This window comes from Streptomyces sp. NPDC048637 (assembly GCF_040650675.1).
GTDB lineage: Bacteria > Actinomycetota > Actinomycetes > Streptomycetales > Streptomycetaceae > Streptomyces.
Window position 1 is genome coordinate 55,613 of record NZ_JBEZHQ010000007.1, and the last position, 16,013, is coordinate 71,625.

Annotated in this window: 11 protein-coding genes; 2 read left to right on the forward strand and 9 right to left on the reverse strand. The window is 71.6% G+C overall.

All coding sequences use genetic code 11. The features are described from left to right. Nucleotides 1-8: 8 nt before the first annotated feature. Genes AB0C46_RS12335 through AB0C46_RS12355 form a run of 5 tightly spaced genes read right to left on the reverse strand, consistent with a single transcriptional unit; the run spans nucleotide 9 to nucleotide 7,146 of the window. On the reverse strand, nucleotides 9-1,151 hold the full coding sequence (locus AB0C46_RS12335; protein ID WP_362827745.1) for a trypsin-like peptidase domain-containing protein: 1,143 nt from the start codon (nucleotides 1,149-1,151) through the stop codon (nucleotides 9-11). Then, nucleotides 1,148-4,180 carry an AAA family ATPase gene (locus AB0C46_RS12340; RefSeq protein WP_362827746.1) on the reverse strand — a complete coding sequence of 1,011 codons (3,033 nt, stop codon included), beginning with the start codon at nucleotides 4,178-4,180 and terminating at the stop codon, nucleotides 1,148-1,150. Before AB0C46_RS12340 ends, AB0C46_RS12335 begins: the two co-directional genes overlap by 4 nt. Next, nucleotides 4,161-5,288 carry a hypothetical protein gene (locus tag AB0C46_RS12345; protein ID WP_362827747.1) on the reverse strand — a complete coding sequence of 376 codons (1,128 nt, stop codon included), beginning with the start codon at nucleotides 5,286-5,288 and terminating at the stop codon, nucleotides 4,161-4,163. Before AB0C46_RS12345 ends, AB0C46_RS12340 begins: the two co-directional genes overlap by 20 nt. A 7-nt stretch (nucleotides 5,289-5,295) precedes the next feature. Then, nucleotides 5,296-6,231, reverse strand: a complete 936-nt coding sequence (locus tag AB0C46_RS12350) for a hypothetical protein (RefSeq protein WP_362827748.1) — start codon at nucleotides 6,229-6,231, stop codon at nucleotides 5,296-5,298. A gap of 18 nt (nucleotides 6,232-6,249) precedes the next feature. Continuing rightward, the gene (locus AB0C46_RS12355) at nucleotides 6,250-7,146 is read right to left on the reverse strand and encodes a DNA/RNA non-specific endonuclease (RefSeq protein WP_362827749.1); all 897 of its coding nucleotides are present in this window, start codon (nucleotides 7,144-7,146) and stop codon (nucleotides 6,250-6,252) included. Nucleotides 7,147-7,342: 196 nt separating this feature from the next. Between AB0C46_RS12355 and AB0C46_RS12360 the strand changes: the two genes are divergently transcribed. Continuing rightward, the gene (locus AB0C46_RS12360; RefSeq protein ID WP_362827750.1) at nucleotides 7,343-8,194 is read left to right on the forward strand and encodes a caspase family protein; all 852 of its coding nucleotides are present in this window, start codon (nucleotides 7,343-7,345) and stop codon (nucleotides 8,192-8,194) included. A gap of 89 nt (nucleotides 8,195-8,283) precedes the next feature. Here AB0C46_RS12360 and AB0C46_RS12365 read toward each other — a convergent pair whose 3' ends face one another. Further along, a complete protein-coding gene (locus AB0C46_RS12365; protein WP_362827751.1) occupies nucleotides 8,284-8,475 on the reverse strand; it encodes a DUF6381 family protein in 192 nt (63 codons plus the stop codon). Between the two features lie 454 nt (nucleotides 8,476-8,929). On the opposite strand from AB0C46_RS12365, the gene AB0C46_RS12370 reads away from it, so the two are divergent. Next, complete coding sequence (locus tag AB0C46_RS12370; protein WP_362827752.1) at nucleotides 8,930-9,958, forward strand: hypothetical protein; 1,029 nt, start codon at nucleotides 8,930-8,932, stop codon at nucleotides 9,956-9,958. Between the two features lie 242 nt (nucleotides 9,959-10,200). Here the strand turns inward: AB0C46_RS12370 and AB0C46_RS12375 are convergent, their stop codons facing one another. The 3 genes from AB0C46_RS12375 to AB0C46_RS12385 all read right to left on the reverse strand — a co-directional run bounded on the left by AB0C46_RS12375 (nucleotide 10,201) and on the right by AB0C46_RS12385 (nucleotide 15,770). After that, the gene (locus tag AB0C46_RS12375) at nucleotides 10,201-10,698 is read right to left on the reverse strand and encodes a DUF6328 family protein (RefSeq protein WP_362827753.1); all 498 of its coding nucleotides are present in this window, start codon (nucleotides 10,696-10,698) and stop codon (nucleotides 10,201-10,203) included. Beyond that, entirely contained in the window at nucleotides 10,695-13,253 is a 2,559-nt protein-coding gene (locus AB0C46_RS12380; protein WP_362827754.1) for an ATP-dependent Clp protease ATP-binding subunit, read from the reverse strand. The genes AB0C46_RS12375 and AB0C46_RS12380 overlap by 4 nt, the downstream gene beginning before the upstream one ends. A gap of 285 nt (nucleotides 13,254-13,538) precedes the next feature. Then, entirely contained in the window at nucleotides 13,539-15,770 is a 2,232-nt protein-coding gene (locus tag AB0C46_RS12385; RefSeq protein WP_362827755.1) for an FUSC family protein, read from the reverse strand. Nucleotides 15,771-16,013 lie beyond the last annotated feature (243 nt).

Consider the following 16,013-nt stretch of genomic DNA (forward strand, 5'->3'; position numbering starts at 1 on the left):
TCGCCTCCTCAGCCGCGCTGGGCGGCCTGTTGTGCCGTCTCGATCTCGGCATGGATACCGGGACTGCTGGTCTGCAGATGGCGCATGATGCTGCGCATCTGGGTGCCGACATTGACGAAGGCCGTCGTCCTGCCCTGGAACAGCACGTTCTCCACCCGCCGCGTCCCCCGGTGGAGCGCCACCACCTTCCAGTCGTCCGTGAAGACCGGCGACCCCGAGGACCCGCCGCGGGTGTCGGTGAAGTAGCGGACATCGTTCTCGTCCGCCTCGTAGACGAGGTTGTTGCGCAGCGCGACCCGCTTCGGCTGGCCCCCCGGGTGCTGGATGATGTTGACGGCCACGTAGTCGCCGCCGGCGACCGTCAAAGGTTCCGCCGCCAGCTTCAGCACCGGCCGCGCGGGCTCGACGGCCAGCCGCAGCACCGCGTAGTCGAGCTCTGCGTCCGCGGCGACGAGCGCGCTGACGGTGGCCTCCTCCGTCTCCACCTCATCGGTGTCGAAGTCGAACCGGGCGCGGGTGTGCCGGGCCTGGAGGCTCAGGTCCTCGGCGTCGGCCACCGGCCGCCCCTCCCCGGTCCCGGTCCTGGCGTTGACCACATGGTGGTTGGTGACGAGCAGGTCCGGAGCGATCAGCCACCCCGTACCGGAGTGCGGGAAACCGTTCGGCTGCAGCGGAGCGCCCCCTTGGTACGGCGGCACCTTGAGACGGGCCACCGCGCCGCCCGCCAGCTCACCACCGCGGAGGAAACCGATCGGCACCGTGTCGTCCCGGTGGACGATCTGTTCCTTGACCTCCGAGGTGGGGGAGGGCAGCCCGGCCAGCACATCCGGTTCACCGCCCGCCTTCCGCGCCACCTCGTCCAGGGCCTTCTGGAACACCGTGAGCGGTGCGGCCTCGGTGGTCTCGGCGACGGCGTTGCGCAGCCAGATCTCCAGCGGCACCGAGCCGTCCACCAGCCGCTCCACCCGGTTCATCTCGTTGAGGTCGGAGTGCGCCTGCCGTCCGGGCGCCGGATGGAGCGGCAGGGTGCTGCGGTACCGGGGCATGACGCCGTCGAGCAGCAGCGGCCGGACGGAGGGGTCGGCCAGCCCGGTCTCCACCGCGGCGTCCAGCACCTGGCGGATCTCGTCGGGCGAGAGATAGGCGGTCATCGCTCCTCAGGCCCCGCGGGGCCGCTCCCTTCCTCCTGTGTGCGGCTGTCGTGTGTACGGCTGTCGTGCTCCGGCCCGGAGGCCGCGCGGGCTGCCGTAGGGGCACCGGTGCCCACACCCATGGCTGCGGCCACCCCGGCGACGATCTCCCCGCTCTTGTCGGGTACGGCCAGCAGCCGCCGGGCGAGGGTGTCGAGGGTGCCGCGGTCCCGGGCCAGCCGCAGGATCCCGGCGATACCGGTCGGCGCGCCGCCGGCCGGCTGCCGGGACGGTCCCGCGGCCTCGTCCAGGATCTCCATCACCCGGCCCAGCAGCGCCGGTTGCCGGCTGGTCGCGCGGCGCATCGCCGCGCCCAGCGTGTCCAGCGTCTCGTCGTCGGCCGGCAGCCCCACCACCTCCAGCGCATGGTCGAGCGCGCCGGGGGCCCGGTCGTAGATCTGCGAGGCGACCGCGCGGACCAGCACCGGTTGGTCGGCGAGCACGGTATCGGGCAACAGCCGCAGTCGCTCGGCGAGTTGCTGGTCCGCCTCCAGGTCGGCGCCGTCGGCGCCCGCCGTCAGCCGGGCACGCGCCAGCAGCGCGCCCATCGCTTCGAGGTCCTGTCCCAGAGCCACCGCGACATCCTCCGCCACCCGCAGCGCACGGCCCGCGTTCGCCAGGTCGCCGGCCTCCTCCGAGAGCCGGGCGGAGAGCAGCAGCAGCTCCAGTCGGCGCTCCCCGCACCCCGCGCGCTCCGCCGTGTCGATGGCGTCCGCCGTGGCCCGACGGGCCTCCTCCTGCCGCCCGAGCCGGTGGAGGGACTCGGCGAGCAGGGCATGCAGGGGGCTGCACGGTGTCCAGGGCTGTCGTCTGCCGAGCCGTTCGAAGGCCGCCTGGGCGTAGCCCTGGGCGAGCAGATCCTCCACCTCGCGGGCCGCGATCCGTTCCCAGTCCTCCTGGTCGGCGCCCGCCGCGACCTGATCGGGGGTGCCGCCGCCGAGCCTGGCCGTCAGCAGACCCGCGGCCCTCGGCGTCATGTCCTGCTGGGCACCGGCCAGGAACCGTTCGACGCCCGGCAGCCACCGCTCCTCCACCGAGCGCGGGTTCTCGTCGAGCCGCAGCCGGTGGTAGATCTCCTCGGCCCGCGCCTCCAGGCCGTCGCGCGCGGCATAGTGCTCGACCGCGCGCCGCTCGACGGCGCGCATCACGGCGGTGCGGTCGCCGCCCGGCAGCCGCAGCATGATGGCGCGGACATCGCTGCGGTAGCGCACGGAGTCCGGGCGGGCCGGCTCGACCAGGTCCAGGCGGCTGAACTCCTCGAAGAGCGCGCGGGCCGCGGCCGGCGTCGCCACCCGCAGTCCGCAGGGCTCGGCGAGCACCTCCTTGATGATCTCCGGGGTGAGGACCCGGAGCACCAGCCCGGGGTGGGCGAGCCGGCGTACCTCCTCGTTGCCGATATGGCTGAGGATGCGGTCGTAGAGGATCCCCTGGACCAGCAGCTGGTCGACCCGGCGGAAGACCTGATGACGGCGTTCGGGCAGGCTGCGGATCAGCTCGCAGGTCCGCTCGGCCTCCCTTCCCGCGAGGGTGGCGGCCCGCGCGGCCAGCTTCAGACTGAGCGGATGGCCGCCGACCCGGTCCGCCAGCGCCCGTGCCACCTCGGGGTCCGTGACCCCGCAGGACGTCAGCAGGCCGACGGCCGCCTCCGGATCGAGTTCCCCCAGTTCGATGTCGAGCGATGCGACGGTCTTGGCCGGATGCTCCACCGGCGCCCGCCCGGAGACGATGAGCCGCATCCGCGGATAGATGCTCTGGAACGAGAGATAGATCGCCACCATCCGGCCCACCACCGGCGATCCGCGGTACTGCGCCTCCTCGAACGAGTCGACGACCAGCGCGAAGGGTGGGTCCTCCGGGTGTTCCCCGTCCTTTTTGTCCGCCACCGCCCGCCGCAGGACATCGGCGAGCCGGCGGATCAGATCGGTCTCCCGCCCGGCGGCCAGCGACTGGAACTGCTGCGAGGAGCGGCGTCCCAGCACGGCCCGGGTCGTGGCGAGTTCATGCAGCTGGCTCACCCGCTCCTGGCCCTCGCGCTGGCTGCGGGCCGCCTGCTGGCACTCGTGCGCCAGCGCGTCCAGCTCCGCGCGGTGGGCCGGGAACTGGATGCCGAGCTGCCGGGCCGCCTCGGCGATCAGCGTGACCGGTTCCTGGATCGAGAGGGTGGGCCGCTCGAAGTCGATATAGGCGAAGGGGAAGCAGCCGGCCGGGTCATGGATGCTGTCGAGCACGAACTTGGCGAGGAGCGTGGTCTTGCCCATCCCGCCGGGACCGTGCACGACCAGCGGGGGGACCGGCGTCGGGCGCTGCGGACGACCGTCCGGCTGCGCTCCGGCCGCCGGGGCCCCGCCGGGCAGGAGGACGTAGTCCCGTAGCTCCGCGAGTTCGCGCGTACGCCCCTGGAACGGCCACCGTACGAGGCGCTCCAGGGGATCGAGCAGCCTGGCCCGCTCCAGGGTGAGCTGCAGCTCCGCGGTGTCCGGCAGCCCGGTCGTGCCCGGCACCCGGGAGAGCCACAGCACCGCCTGGAGGGCGTCGGCCAGCTCGTCGGTGGTGAGCCGGTCCGTTGCCGGGGGGCGGCCGGAGAGATAGGCCAGACAGAAGCGCTCCGGACCGGGTTCGGCGGGAAGCTGATCGAGATGGCACTCCAGGACGCGCCGGGCGGCCTCGGGCCCGGCCAGCCCGCGGAGCGTCCGGTCCCTGACATCGGACTTGAGGGACCATCCGGCCTGGTCCTGCATCCCCATGGTCGTGCAGTCGTCGACCAGTTCCAGGACGGCGCCGCCGGTGGCGGCCACCTCACTGGGCAGCCGGAGCCACTGGGGATCGAACCGGCCCAGCAGACAGGCCGCCTCGCGGTAGGCGCGGCGGGCGTCGGAGACCTCCTGGGTCCGCTCCTCGCCCATGTGCAGCTCCGCGCGCAGGCGGGCGACGAACAACTCCCGTGCCGCGGACGGGTCCACCGCGGGACGGTCAGAGGGACTGGTAGACACGGATGGCCCCCTCCGCTGCCGTGCAGAGCTTGCGCATATAGCTTTCGCGGTCTGCGCCGTTCCCCCCGGTGGCCTGGAGCACCTCGTGCACGGCCGCGTCCACCAGCGTGGCGATGGCGGATTCCCGCAGCTGCCCCGTACCGAGGATCTCCGGTGGTGACTCATGGAAGGCCTGGTCGAAGAAGGTGCGCAGATCGTCGGGTTCGGCGATCCGCGCGGTGTCCCAGGTCAGATTTCCCCGCAGGTCGTAAGGGAGTTGACGCATCGAGCGCCCGTACCCGAGGAGCACCAGCCGGGGCGCCTGATCTCCGCGTACGGCGGCGTGCTCGTAGATGGCCATGCCGAGTTGTCCGATGAAGTCCCACACATCGGAGCTGGGATCGAGTTTGTCGCATTCGTCGAGGACCAGCCAGAAGCGCTCCTCGACGGCGGTGGCCCGGCCGGCCACCCAGTGCGCGGCCTCGTCGATCGACGGCAGCAGGTCGTTGAGTTCCGTGGGGTTCAGCGGTGCGGCGCCCTCCTGCGGATCGGCGACGAAGTCGGCCAGCCGCCGGACGACCTTGGCGGCGGTGGCGGTGTGCGACAGGGTGACGCGCACCGGACGGAAGCCGCTGTGCTGTCCGATATGGCGGAGAAAGCTGTAGGTGTACGACCTGCCGCTGCCCGGCTCGCCGTCGACCAGCAGAATGAATTTGTGGGGGTCCGCGATGAACCGGCGCAGAGTTTCCCGCAGGTCCTGGCGGTCGATGAAGGCCTCGGTGCCGTTCTTGAGGACACAGGTACGGAAATTGTCCCGTGCGGCGTGGGCGCGGAAGTCCTCCCGCAGCCGGGCCAGGAATTCCTGGGCCTTCACGATGTCCGGAAGCACGGCCAGCCGGTCGATCGTGGTGAGGGCCTCGACGAGTCGCAGCTGCCGCTGGATATCCGTGCGTGACTGGTGCACGAGCGTGCGGGCGTTGTCCGTGCTGGTGTGGGTCAGCCGCAGCGCGCCGACGAATTCCGGCGGGAATCCGTACTGGGCGAGCTGCGTATGCGGATCGGTGGTGTCGAGCAGATAGTTCCGCACCCACGTGGTGACCAGGTCCCACTCCGTCTCGGTCAACGGCATACCGCACCTACCCGGTACCGTCGAAGATCCGCTGCACCGGTGCCCTGACGTCGTGCTGCGACAGATATTCGCTGATGCCGTGGTGATTGCTGCTGTCATTCGTGACCAGCAGATCGGTGACCCGTTCCTGCGGGGCGTACTCGGGTCGCAGCGTGTGGTCGAGGGCCACCAGATCCCGCAGGTCCGAGGCGTTGTGCCAGGCCGCCACCCCGCCGGGGACCGCCGGCGGCCGCGCCAGATGGTCCTGCACCTCGGAGATCGCCAGCGGCGATCCGACGGTGACCAGCAGCTCCACCTCCCGCCCCTGCTCCATCAGCACCTCGTAGGCGATGATCGTTCCCAGGCTGTGGCCGATCACCACCAGCGGGCCGCCGTCCACACCCGCCAGCGTCTCCTTGACCACCTCACGCATCGCCGGCCCCGCCCCGCCGAAGAAGTAGGCGTGCACGTCCTTGAAGGCATGCTTGACCAGCAGCCGGAACACCGCCGTGCGGCCCGACCGGGGCATCGGCAGCGCCTCCAGCGGCAGCTCCGCACCGGGCTCCTCGCGCTCCCCGGCCTGTGCCAGCGTGTCCGCGAGATACGTCATGTCCCGCAGCCAGTCGACCAGCGCGCTCTCATCGGCCCCGGCCCGCCCCTCCAGCCCGATCTCACCTGCTTCGAGCCGCGCTTCACCCAGCGTCCGCGCCACGAACTCCTCCGGCGGCTCCGCCCCGGCCCGGTCCGGAGCGGCCGGCAGCTCCTCGATCAGCTCCGCCCGGCCGTCCAGCGGATCCGGCCGGAAATCGGGGAGCGGTGCCGGATACCGCACCGGGGCCCAGTACGCCATCCGCGACGCCCCGGCCATGTCCCTGCCGAACAGCGCTGTGTCCCACTGGGACTTGAGCAGCTCCGAGCGGACCTTGTTCCCGTTTCCGTGGACATAGACGACCCTGGGTCGCATTGCTCGCGCCTCCCGGCCTCAGCTGCGCTGCAGCACGATGTCGTCGTGCGACGCGAGCCGCTTCCAGCGCTCGCCCGGGGCACGTACGACGGGCATCAGATCGACGGCGGGCAGGGGCCCCAGGTCCAGCGAGGTCAGCTCGGCGACATCCTTCACCGGCACCTGGAACGTCCGGAACGCACCCAGCGGTGGCGGCGCGCCCACCTGCGCACCGGCCAGGGCCCGTTCGGCGTCCCGGGTCAGATCGGGGCTCTGGTCGAGGACGTACGCTGTCGCCGCCAGTGAGCCGTCCTGGAGGAACGCCGCCACCTTCCAGAAGCGCAGCGGCACTTGTACGCCCCGGTACGGCGGGTCGGAGTCGTGGAGTACGGGCCCGGTGAGGACGGCGAGCTTGCGGTCGAAGTCGGCGGCGTGGTCGAGCAGAAAGTTCTCCAGCCCCTGCCACAGCTTCTTGCCCTGGTTGAAGACATCCGCCTGCGGGGCGGCGTTCGTGTAGTGAAAGGTGTCCTCATTGGCCTGGTTCGCCTCCGCGGCCCCACCCCACACGGGGTCGAGCCGGCGCACCAGATGTCCCTTGTCCAGGGAGTTGCCGCGGTACACGTCGTTGCCCGTCTGATGGGCCTTGTCCAGCCGGGGATCGAATGCCCAGCTGCTCTCCCGTGGCACATGCTCCTGCAGACGCTGCCCGTCGATACAGACCGCGGTGGCCGCCGCCATCCGCCGGTCCGGGCGCAGCACCACGGTGAAGTGGGTGTACGGCAGCACCACCGTCTCCACCTCGGGATGGCTGGGCAGCGGCAGCGGTACCGGAACCCCGAGGAAGCGCTCGTCATAGCCCGCACGGTCCGCCAGGGGCGGCCGGGACGTGGTCCCGGCCGTCGCGCCGGCGGCCCGTGGGGAATCTGATGGGATCATGCGATAACCGCTTCCCGGTGGTGCGGACCGCCGATCGGTGCCCACCTCGAAGCCACTCGAACAGCCGCGCGCACCGGCGACGCTCCGCCTGCGCGGGACCGTTCAGGCGGTTGGGCGGGGCGCCGCGTTCGGACGCCGACGGGCCACGGAACGCATCCAGGCGTAGCCCCCACCGCGCACGTGCTAAGGAGTTCCCATGGCCACCGGCCTCTCCCTCCACCTCGGACTCAACCAGGTCGATGCCGCCAAATACGGCGGCTGGGACGGTGAACTCGTCGCCTGCGAAAACGATGCGCGTGACATGGCCCGGCTGGCCGGCGATGCCGGATTCGACGCGACCACCCTGCTCACCGCCCAGGGAACCGCGAAGCAGGTGACCGCCGAACTGCGCAAGGCGGCCAAGACCCTCAAGAGCGGCGACATCCTGCTGTTCACGTACTCGGGCCACGGCGGCCAGATCCCGAACACCGAGGGGTCCGACGAGGAGCCGGACACTTTCGACGAAACCCTGGTGCTCTACGACCGGGAATTCCTCGACGACGAGCTGCACCGGGAATTCGCCCGCTTCGCCCAGGGCGTGCGGATTCTGGCCCTGCTCGACTGCTGTCACAGCGGCACCGGTATCGAGGTGCGCGAGGTCCTCAGCCCCGAGGCCATGGAGGAGCAGTTCCAGACCCGCGACCCCGGCCGGATCGAGCAGACATCGCGTCTGATGCCCGTGGTGCAGCAGCACGAGATCTATCAGCGGGACAAGGAGTTCTTCCAAGAGCTCCAGCGCGATCTCGCCACCCACAAGAGCCGCGCGACGGACACCGACGCATTGCTCATCTCCGCCTGCCAGGACAATCAGCTGGCCTCCGACGGGAATGTCAACGGAAAATTCACCGGGACGCTGCTCGACGTCTGGAACGACGGGGCGTTCCGCGGCGGCTACCGCGCCTTTCACCGCGACATCGTGCGCAACATGCCGCCCACCCAGAGCCCCAACTTGTATGTGTCCGGCCGGCCCGGCGACGCATTTCTGGAGCAGCAGCCCTTCACGGTGTGACGGAAGACAGCGGACGGGACGCGGCCAGGGGCTGCGTCCCGTCATCTCTCTGTGTGTGCTCCCGCCATCGGGGCGGGCACCGCGGGGCCTCAGTCGGCAGGGTAGATGTCTCCGCTGGCCATACCGCTTTCCTGCTCACTCTGGGACTGGAGCCTGCGTGCCTTCTCCTGAAGCCGCTTCCGCTCCTCCGGGTCGCCGGCCCGCTCCGCGGCCGCCTGCAGTTCCTGGGCCTTGTCACGCATCTGCTGGATTCGTGCGCGTGATTCTCCTGATGCGCTCATGATCTGTCCTTGAACGGTGTATGGAGAGCTGCATTTACCAGCTAATCAGGGTCGGCCGCCCTTGGCACCTCGGACGTCACGCTCTGTATGGGCGGGTATCCGGGCGTAATTCCCGGAGCGGAACAGGCGTCGCGCATCTCCTTTCACCGGGTGTGCGGAACCGGCTTTCACCGGGTGTGCGGAACCGAATCGAGTCCGGGCCGGAACACGGCCCCCGGCCGCGGCACGCCCGGGTGTACCGGCGTGTCTCCACCGGATGGCCTTCCTGAATGGCGAGGGCAGCCCGTAGGGACGTTGGCTGAAGCACAGCACGCTCAAAGTCCGCCGAGTGTCAGCGCTTCTGGTGTTTGACGCTCCCCTCGTTCAGTGGAGTCCCTCCATGTCATCCGAACCAGCTCTTTGTGGGGGCGACGCCGAGTTGTCCTCGACAGAACCCGGCGAGCACTTTCCGCCCATGACCCCTGAGAAAAACTCGGCCCGCACCCTTCTGTGGGAGGCAGTCACCCATCGGCCCCTGGAGGAAGTCGCCGCCCTTGTGGAACGGCTCAAGCGGAGTGGCGACGTTCCCAACCCCGGCGACGAAGCCCTGCGTATGGCGGTCGTATCCCGTCCGGTGAGCGAGGTCGCCGCGCTCTTCGACATGCTCAGCGCCACCCCGCACACCGCGGAATCGAGCCATGACGCACTGCGTGCGGTGGCCGTCGACCGGTCCGTGGAGGAGGTCGCGCAGCTGATCGAGCTCTTCGACCGGACGAACGGCGGCGGTGCCGATGTGCACGGCCTCGTCGATCCCTTCCCGCCCGGCCCCGGTGGTCCCGGTGGCTTCGGCGGTTTCGGTGGCCCCGGCGGTCCCGCTGACCCCGTCGAGCCGGAGCGCACCGCGTCCATGCACGTGCTCGACCCCGATGTCCGCCCTCTGGGCCGCGACGGGCAGCCGCTGTACACCGGGCAGAGCGAGCACGCGATGAACCAGCCGCCCAACCGTCCCCCGTGGTCCCATCGGCCCGCCGGCGCCATGCCGCAGGGTGGTCCGCGCTGGGCGCCCGCGGACGAGGCGCCCCGCCAGCCGGGCTACGCGGTCCCCGGCGTGCTGCGGTCCGTACTGCGCTGGCCCGCGGCCCTGGCGCTGGCGCTGTGCGGGCTGAGCCATCTGCCGGTGAACTCGTCGCACCTGCAGGGTGCCCAGGCGGCCGCCGGGCTCTCGATGGCCATCGCCATCGTCTACCTGCTGCTGGCCGGCTGGCTGGCGATGCACGACACCGCGCTGGTCTGGACGGTGAGTGCCGCCGGGGCCATGATCATCATCGCGCTGCACGCCCTGTCCCGGGCCGGGGTCTTCGCCCCGCTGGGCAGCGGCCTGGGCGACACCGGCATGTGGCCGGAACTGCTCGCGGTGGGGCTGGCGATCGTCAGCGCCGGGTTCGCGGGTGCGGCGCTGCTCTACCGCCCGCGCCGCTTGGGCACGGCCGCCGTAGGCGCGTAACCGCCGACCGAACTGCGGCCGCCAAGGGCGCGGGCCGGGACCCCGACCGGGGGCCCGGCCCGCGCCCTTGCCGGGTGCGTCAGATGCGCGGAGCGCCGTAGTACCCGGTGGGCCGCCCTCCGTACGGTGCCACGTGGTCAGACGCGCCCCGCCGCCCGGGCGTTCGGCCTCCGGTCGGACGTGTCCCGTCCCTGGACCACCGTCCCTCCAGCGGGGAGCACCCCGGGCCCCGGGATGTGCGCTCAGTCATTGCCCGAGTACCGGTGCAGCACCCAGGCGGGCAGCGCGAACCAGCAGAGCATGAACCAGCCGACGATCCCGGTGACGATCCAGGGGACGGCGGAGTCGTCCATGGCGATGCGCAGGATCAGCAGCAGTGCGGAGGCGACCGTCGCCAGCAGGAGCACGATCCCGACCAGGGACAGGCGCGCGGCCCAGAGCACCGTCTCCGGCTTCAACCGGTGACCGGTGACCAGCCGGTGGAAGGTCACCGTCCCGATCAGCGCCCCGGTCGTGGCCGCCCCCAGCAGGACCGTCACCACGTAGATGGTCTGGTCGGTCTGTCCGAGCGTGGTGAAGCGCGGGGTGAAGACGACGGTGAGCAGAAACCCGAAGAGGATCTGCACGCCGGTCTGGATGACCCGCACCTCTTGCAGCAACTCGTTCCACCGCCGGTCGGCACGCTCTTCCGGCGACTCATGGCGCCCCTGGGACGTGTCGCGCGGGCCCAGCGCATTCACCCGGACTCCTGCTCCTGCTTGCCGGTACGGAACGCCAGCTCGTTGTTCTCCACCTCGACGCGCACCTCGTCATGGGGCGACAGCGCACTGTCGAGCAGCAGCCGCGAGAGCACGTTGTCGATCTCGCGCTGGATCGTGCGCCGCAGCGGCCGGGCCCCGTATTCGGGCTGGTGGCCGCGGTGGGTGAGCCAGTCCACGGCGCCGGGGGTGAACTCCACGGAGATGTCCTGGGCGTGCAGCCTGCGGCGGGTCCCGTCGAGCAGCAGTCCGGTGATCTGACGCAGCTGATCGTCGGTGAGCCGGCGGAAGACGATGATCTCGTCGAGCCGGTTCAGGAACTCCGGGCGGAAGTGCTCGCGCAAGGAGCTCAGCGCCCGTTCCCGCGCGCCGTCGCCGGCCTCCGCCCCCGAGATGTCCGGACCGAAACCGAGCACTCCCCGGCCGCCGCTGAGCGCATCCGAGCCGAGGTTGCTGGTCATCACGATGACGGAGTTCTTGAAGTTGACCGTGCGGCCCTGGGAGTCGGTCAGATGGCCGTCGTCGAGGACCTGCAGCAGCATGTTGAAGACATCGGGGTGCGCCTTCTCCACCTCGTCGAGCAGCAGCAGCGAATAGGGGTGGTGGCGCACCGCCTCGGTCAGCTGGCCCGCATCCTCGTGGCCGACGTACCCCGGGGGCGCACCCACCAGCCGGCTGACGGTGTGCCGTTCCTGATACTCGCTCATGTCCAGCCGCACCATGCGCTCCTCGCTGCCGAACAGCGACTCGGCGAGCGCGCGGGCCAGTTCGGTCTTGCCCACGCCGGTCGGGCCGAGGAAGAGGAAGCTGCCGATCGGGCGGTCGGGGTCGGCGAGTCCGGCCCGCGAGCGCAGGATCGCGTCGGAGACGGCCGTGACCGCGTCGTCCTGTCCGATCACCCGGGTGTGCAGCCGTTCCTCCAGTCCGAGCAGCCGCTCCTTCTCCTCCTGCGTCAGACTGCTCACGGGCACGCCGGTCTGCCGCGACACGATCTCCGCGATGTCCTCCGCGGTGACCTGCACGATGTGGCAGTCGTTCGGCGGCTCCGGCTGGCCGGCCTCGATCCGTGCGGTGAGGTCGGCGATCCGGTCCCGCAGCTCGGTGGCCCGTTCGTACTGCTCCGCGGCGACCGCCTGGTCCTTGTCCCTGACCAGCTGTTCCACCTCGCGTTCCAGATCACGAACGTCGGTGGCCTTGGCGCCCGAACGGAGCCGGACCCGGGCGCCCGCCTGGTCGAGCAGGTCGATCGCCTTGTCGGGGAGGAAACGGTGGGCGATATAGCGGTCCGAGAGCTCGACCGCCGCCAGCAGCGCCTCCTTGGTGTAGCGCACCTGGTGATGCGCTTCGTAGCGGTCCTGCAGCCCGCGCAGGATCTCCACGGTGTCGGAGACGCTCGGCTCGGGCACCAGGATGGGCTGGAAGCGCCGGGCGAGCGCGGCGTCCTTCTCGATGTGCCGCCGGTACTCCTCCAGGGTGGTGGCGCCGATGACATGCAGCTCCCCGCGCGCGAGGGCGGGCTTGAGCATATTGCTCGCCTCCAGGGAGCCGCCGTCCCCGCTGCCGCCGCCGGCCCCGACGACCGTGTGGAGCTCGTCGATGAAGACGATCAGCGAGTCGGGGTGCGCGCGGACCTCCTCGATGATGGCGTTCATCCGCTCCTCGAAGTCGCCGCGGTAGCGGGTGCCGGCGACGACGGACGTCAGGTCCAGGGCGACGACGCGACGCCCCGCCAGGGTTTCGGGGACCTCCCCGTCGGCGAGGCGCTGGGCCAGGCCCTCGACGATCGCGGTCTTACCGACCCCCGCGTCGCCGACCAGCACCGGGTTGTTCTTCCCCCGGCGGGAGAGCACCTCGATGGTCTGCTCGATCTCCTCCCCGCGGCCGATGACCGGGTCGATCCGGCCCGCGCGGGCCAGGTCGGTCAGATCGCGGCTGTATTTGTCGAGCGTCGGGGTGTCGTGCTTCGGTGCGGCGCCGTGCTCGGTGCCCGGGTGCGCAGCGCCGGGACCGCCCTGCGGGGCGGCGTGCGGCTCGAAGTGGGCGAGGTTCAGGATGCGCCCCGCCGCCGAGTCCGGATTGGCCGCCAGCGCGTCCAGCACATGCTCCGGGCCGATGTACGAGGCACCGTTGTCCCGGGCCAGCTCGTGCGCGCTCAGCAGGGCCCGCTTGACCGCGGGCGTCACGGCGACACTGGTCTGTTTCGGGCCCGTACCGGCGGCGCGGTCGATCTCGGCCGCCAGCGCATCGGGATCCGCCCCCGCGTGCTGCAGCAGGGTGCGGGTCGGCTCGGCCGCCAGGGCGGCCCGCAGGAGGTGCTCGGTGCCGAGCTCGGGACTGCCGTGCTCGGCGGCGTAGGCGGCTGCGGAGGTCACCAGATCCCGGGCGGGCGCGCTCATCATGCGCGCGATGTCCGCCTGCCGGGGCATGGGCTGCCCCTGCTCGCCGCCCGCGGACTGCGCGGAACCGAAGAAGCGCGCGAGGAAGTCACCGAACGGGTCCGGGCCGTAACCCTCCGGACCCATGAATCCATTGCTCATGTGTGTCCGTTCCGCTGTCACGGCGGTACCGCGACATGCTGCCTTGTCGGGTGCCTTGTGCTGATGCCTCGTGCTCCTGCCGTGCCGGGTGCCCGGGAGACGCGACGCGACATGTCGCACACGACTCCACTGCTTCAGGATCAGGGCCAGCAACCCCATCCGCACCCGGGCAGCCGGAACCGGGCACGCCCCGCCCGGTGCCATCCGCCCGGCCCGGCGCGCACCACGGCACCGGACAGGGGGAGGCCACGGCGGCAGTGGTCCCCGGGGCGGGCGGCAAAGGCGTCACATCTCTTTGTGGATACGGGTCAGATCGGCGGTGAGGGCATCGAGCCAGATCACCGAGTCGAGGAGCAGCGCGGCGGAGACCGCGCGGGCTTCCGTGTCGGGGCTGTCGTGCGGGATGGCCGGAGTGACCGCCAACAGGGCGCGGATATCCAGCGGTTGCGGATCGGCCTGGAGCGTGCCGTGGTCCGTACAGAGGTGTTGGGCGAGGGACCGGTAGTCGGCCGCCGTCCGGTCGGCGGCGTGGCGCAGCCAGGTGCCGACCTCCGGCGAGGCGATCCGGCCGGGACGGCCGGGCAGCAGCCGCTCACCGCGTCGCGCGTCCTTCCCGGCGACCAGCAGCGCGGGCCAGTCCGGCTGCCAGGCATCCTCCCGCGGCTCGGACTCGTACTGGGCCAGGCTCTCCTGCGCGAGGCTGAGGGCGCGGTTGAGGGCGAAGATATCGGTGCTGCCGGAGCGTTCGACGACCCGTGCGGTGGTGTGCCCGATGGCGTCCGCGATGGCCGAGCACAGCCCCGCCATGCTTCTGCGCACCTCGCTGCCCGCGCCCCGTGGCCAGGCCACCAGTCCGCAGGCCAGCCCGATGACGCTGCCGACCAGCACATCCACCAGCCGGACCGGGGCCAGTTGCCAGGTGACGGGGGAGACCTGAGCGAACAGCGTGGCCACGACCAGGGTGAAGCCGCCCTGCGCCCAGGCCAGCCCGCGCAACGGCCCCGCGGTGAACGCCACCAGCATGACCACGGGCAGCACGACGGCGTACACCGTGTCCCGGTCGTGCACCAGCGCCAGCATCCCGCCGGCCAGCACCGCACCGACCAGCGTGCCGGTCAGCGCCTGCCGGACCGCGGACCAGGTCTCCAGGCTGGTGGTACGGGTCAGGGTGAGCGTGGCGAGCAGGACCCAGAAGCCGTGCTGCAGGTCGAGGAGCCCGGCGATGGCCCGTGCCGCGGCCAGCCCGAGCGCGAACCGGCAGGCGTTCTGGAAGATCACCGAGCGGGGTGTGAGGTGCATGGTCAGCCGTTGCCACCACAGCTCGGGGGCGCGGGTGCGCGCGTAGGCGAAGGTGTGCCCGGCGGGGCTCCGTTCGACGGAACGGTCGCCGAGCATCAGCCGGGTGGCCAGGACCAGGACGACGGCGCAGTCGGCGGCCTGTACCACCTGGGACCGGCGGCGCAGATAGACCAGCCGGTCGTCGGCGCCCAGCCGTTCCAGGGTGTCCACGGCCTGGTGGGCGCGGACCGGGGCCAGCTCTTCCTGCAGGGCCGTGGCGGACGGTCCCCCGCCGGGCCGCAGCCGCTTCCCCTGCCGCAGCGCGTCCGCCGCCTCGCGGGCCGCGACGCTGATGCCCTCCAGCAGCACCACCGTCTCCGGCTGGTACTCCCGGTGCGGCCCGGCCCCGGTGTGCAGGTCGTCCAGCCGCGCCAGCAGGGTGCGGACGGCTTCGGCGGCGTGTGCCATGGCCTTGTGGGGGAGGGTGGGGGAGGCAGGACGGTCGGCGGGCGGCACACAGGCGGGACGGAGCGCCTCCCCGGCCGTGTGCGCCTGGGCGAGCGCCTGTACGGGAGGGGTCCCGCCGTGATGGTCGGCCAGGCGCGCGGCGGCGTCGGCGGCGTCGGCCAGCAGCCGGCGGAAGGACGGGGTCTCCGGTTCGGGCAGCAGGAAGCGCTGGGCCAGTGCGAGCAGGACCGCGCCCAGAAGGAAGCCGGCCAACCGCTGGCCCAGGAAGTCCGGGGCGTACGGCGGGAAGCACGGCAGGATGTAAAGCAGCTGCATCCCGGGCGCCGCCCCGGCGATCCGCGGGCCGGTGGTGCCCGCGTACGCCACCATGAAGCCGATGGCGAGCATGCCGAGGACGGCTGCCCAGGTCTGGACGGCGAGCAGCGTGCCCAGCGTGACCAGCACGAGCCCGGCGGGGATCGCGGTGAGAGTGGTCATGGCGCGCTGACGCCCGGAACCGGGAATCCGGGCGAGCGCACCGAGCGACACCACGGTGAAGGCGGCGTAGACGGACATGACGGTCAGGCCGAGCCCGTAGCGGCAGAGATAGAACGCGGCACAGGAGGCCGTCGTCACCCGGACCGCGTTGCCGACCACCGTGCGGTGCCCCTGCAGTCCGTGTTTGCCGTGCTCCAGCAGGTAGCGCAGCCGGCGCAGCCCGGCCCTGACGGGCCCGCCGGCCGAACGCCGCGGCCCGGACCCCGGGGAACCTCCCTGCTGCGGGCTCACCATTCCACTATTGGCCAGCGGGTCCGGGTCCGCACCGCGCAGTCGCCCCGGCGCCCGGCCGCCGCCCCGGACTCCGCGAACGGCCGCGCCTCGACCGCCCTCTGCCGCGGCGCGGTGCCGGGGTGACCCCTGCCACTCGGGAGCCTCCCGCCCGGCGGCGCCCGGTCCGCGCCGGGGCCACCTCCTGGAGGTGTTTCCAACAGACATAGCTCTAGCAGGAATGCCACGAAGCAGGACGGGAGTTGG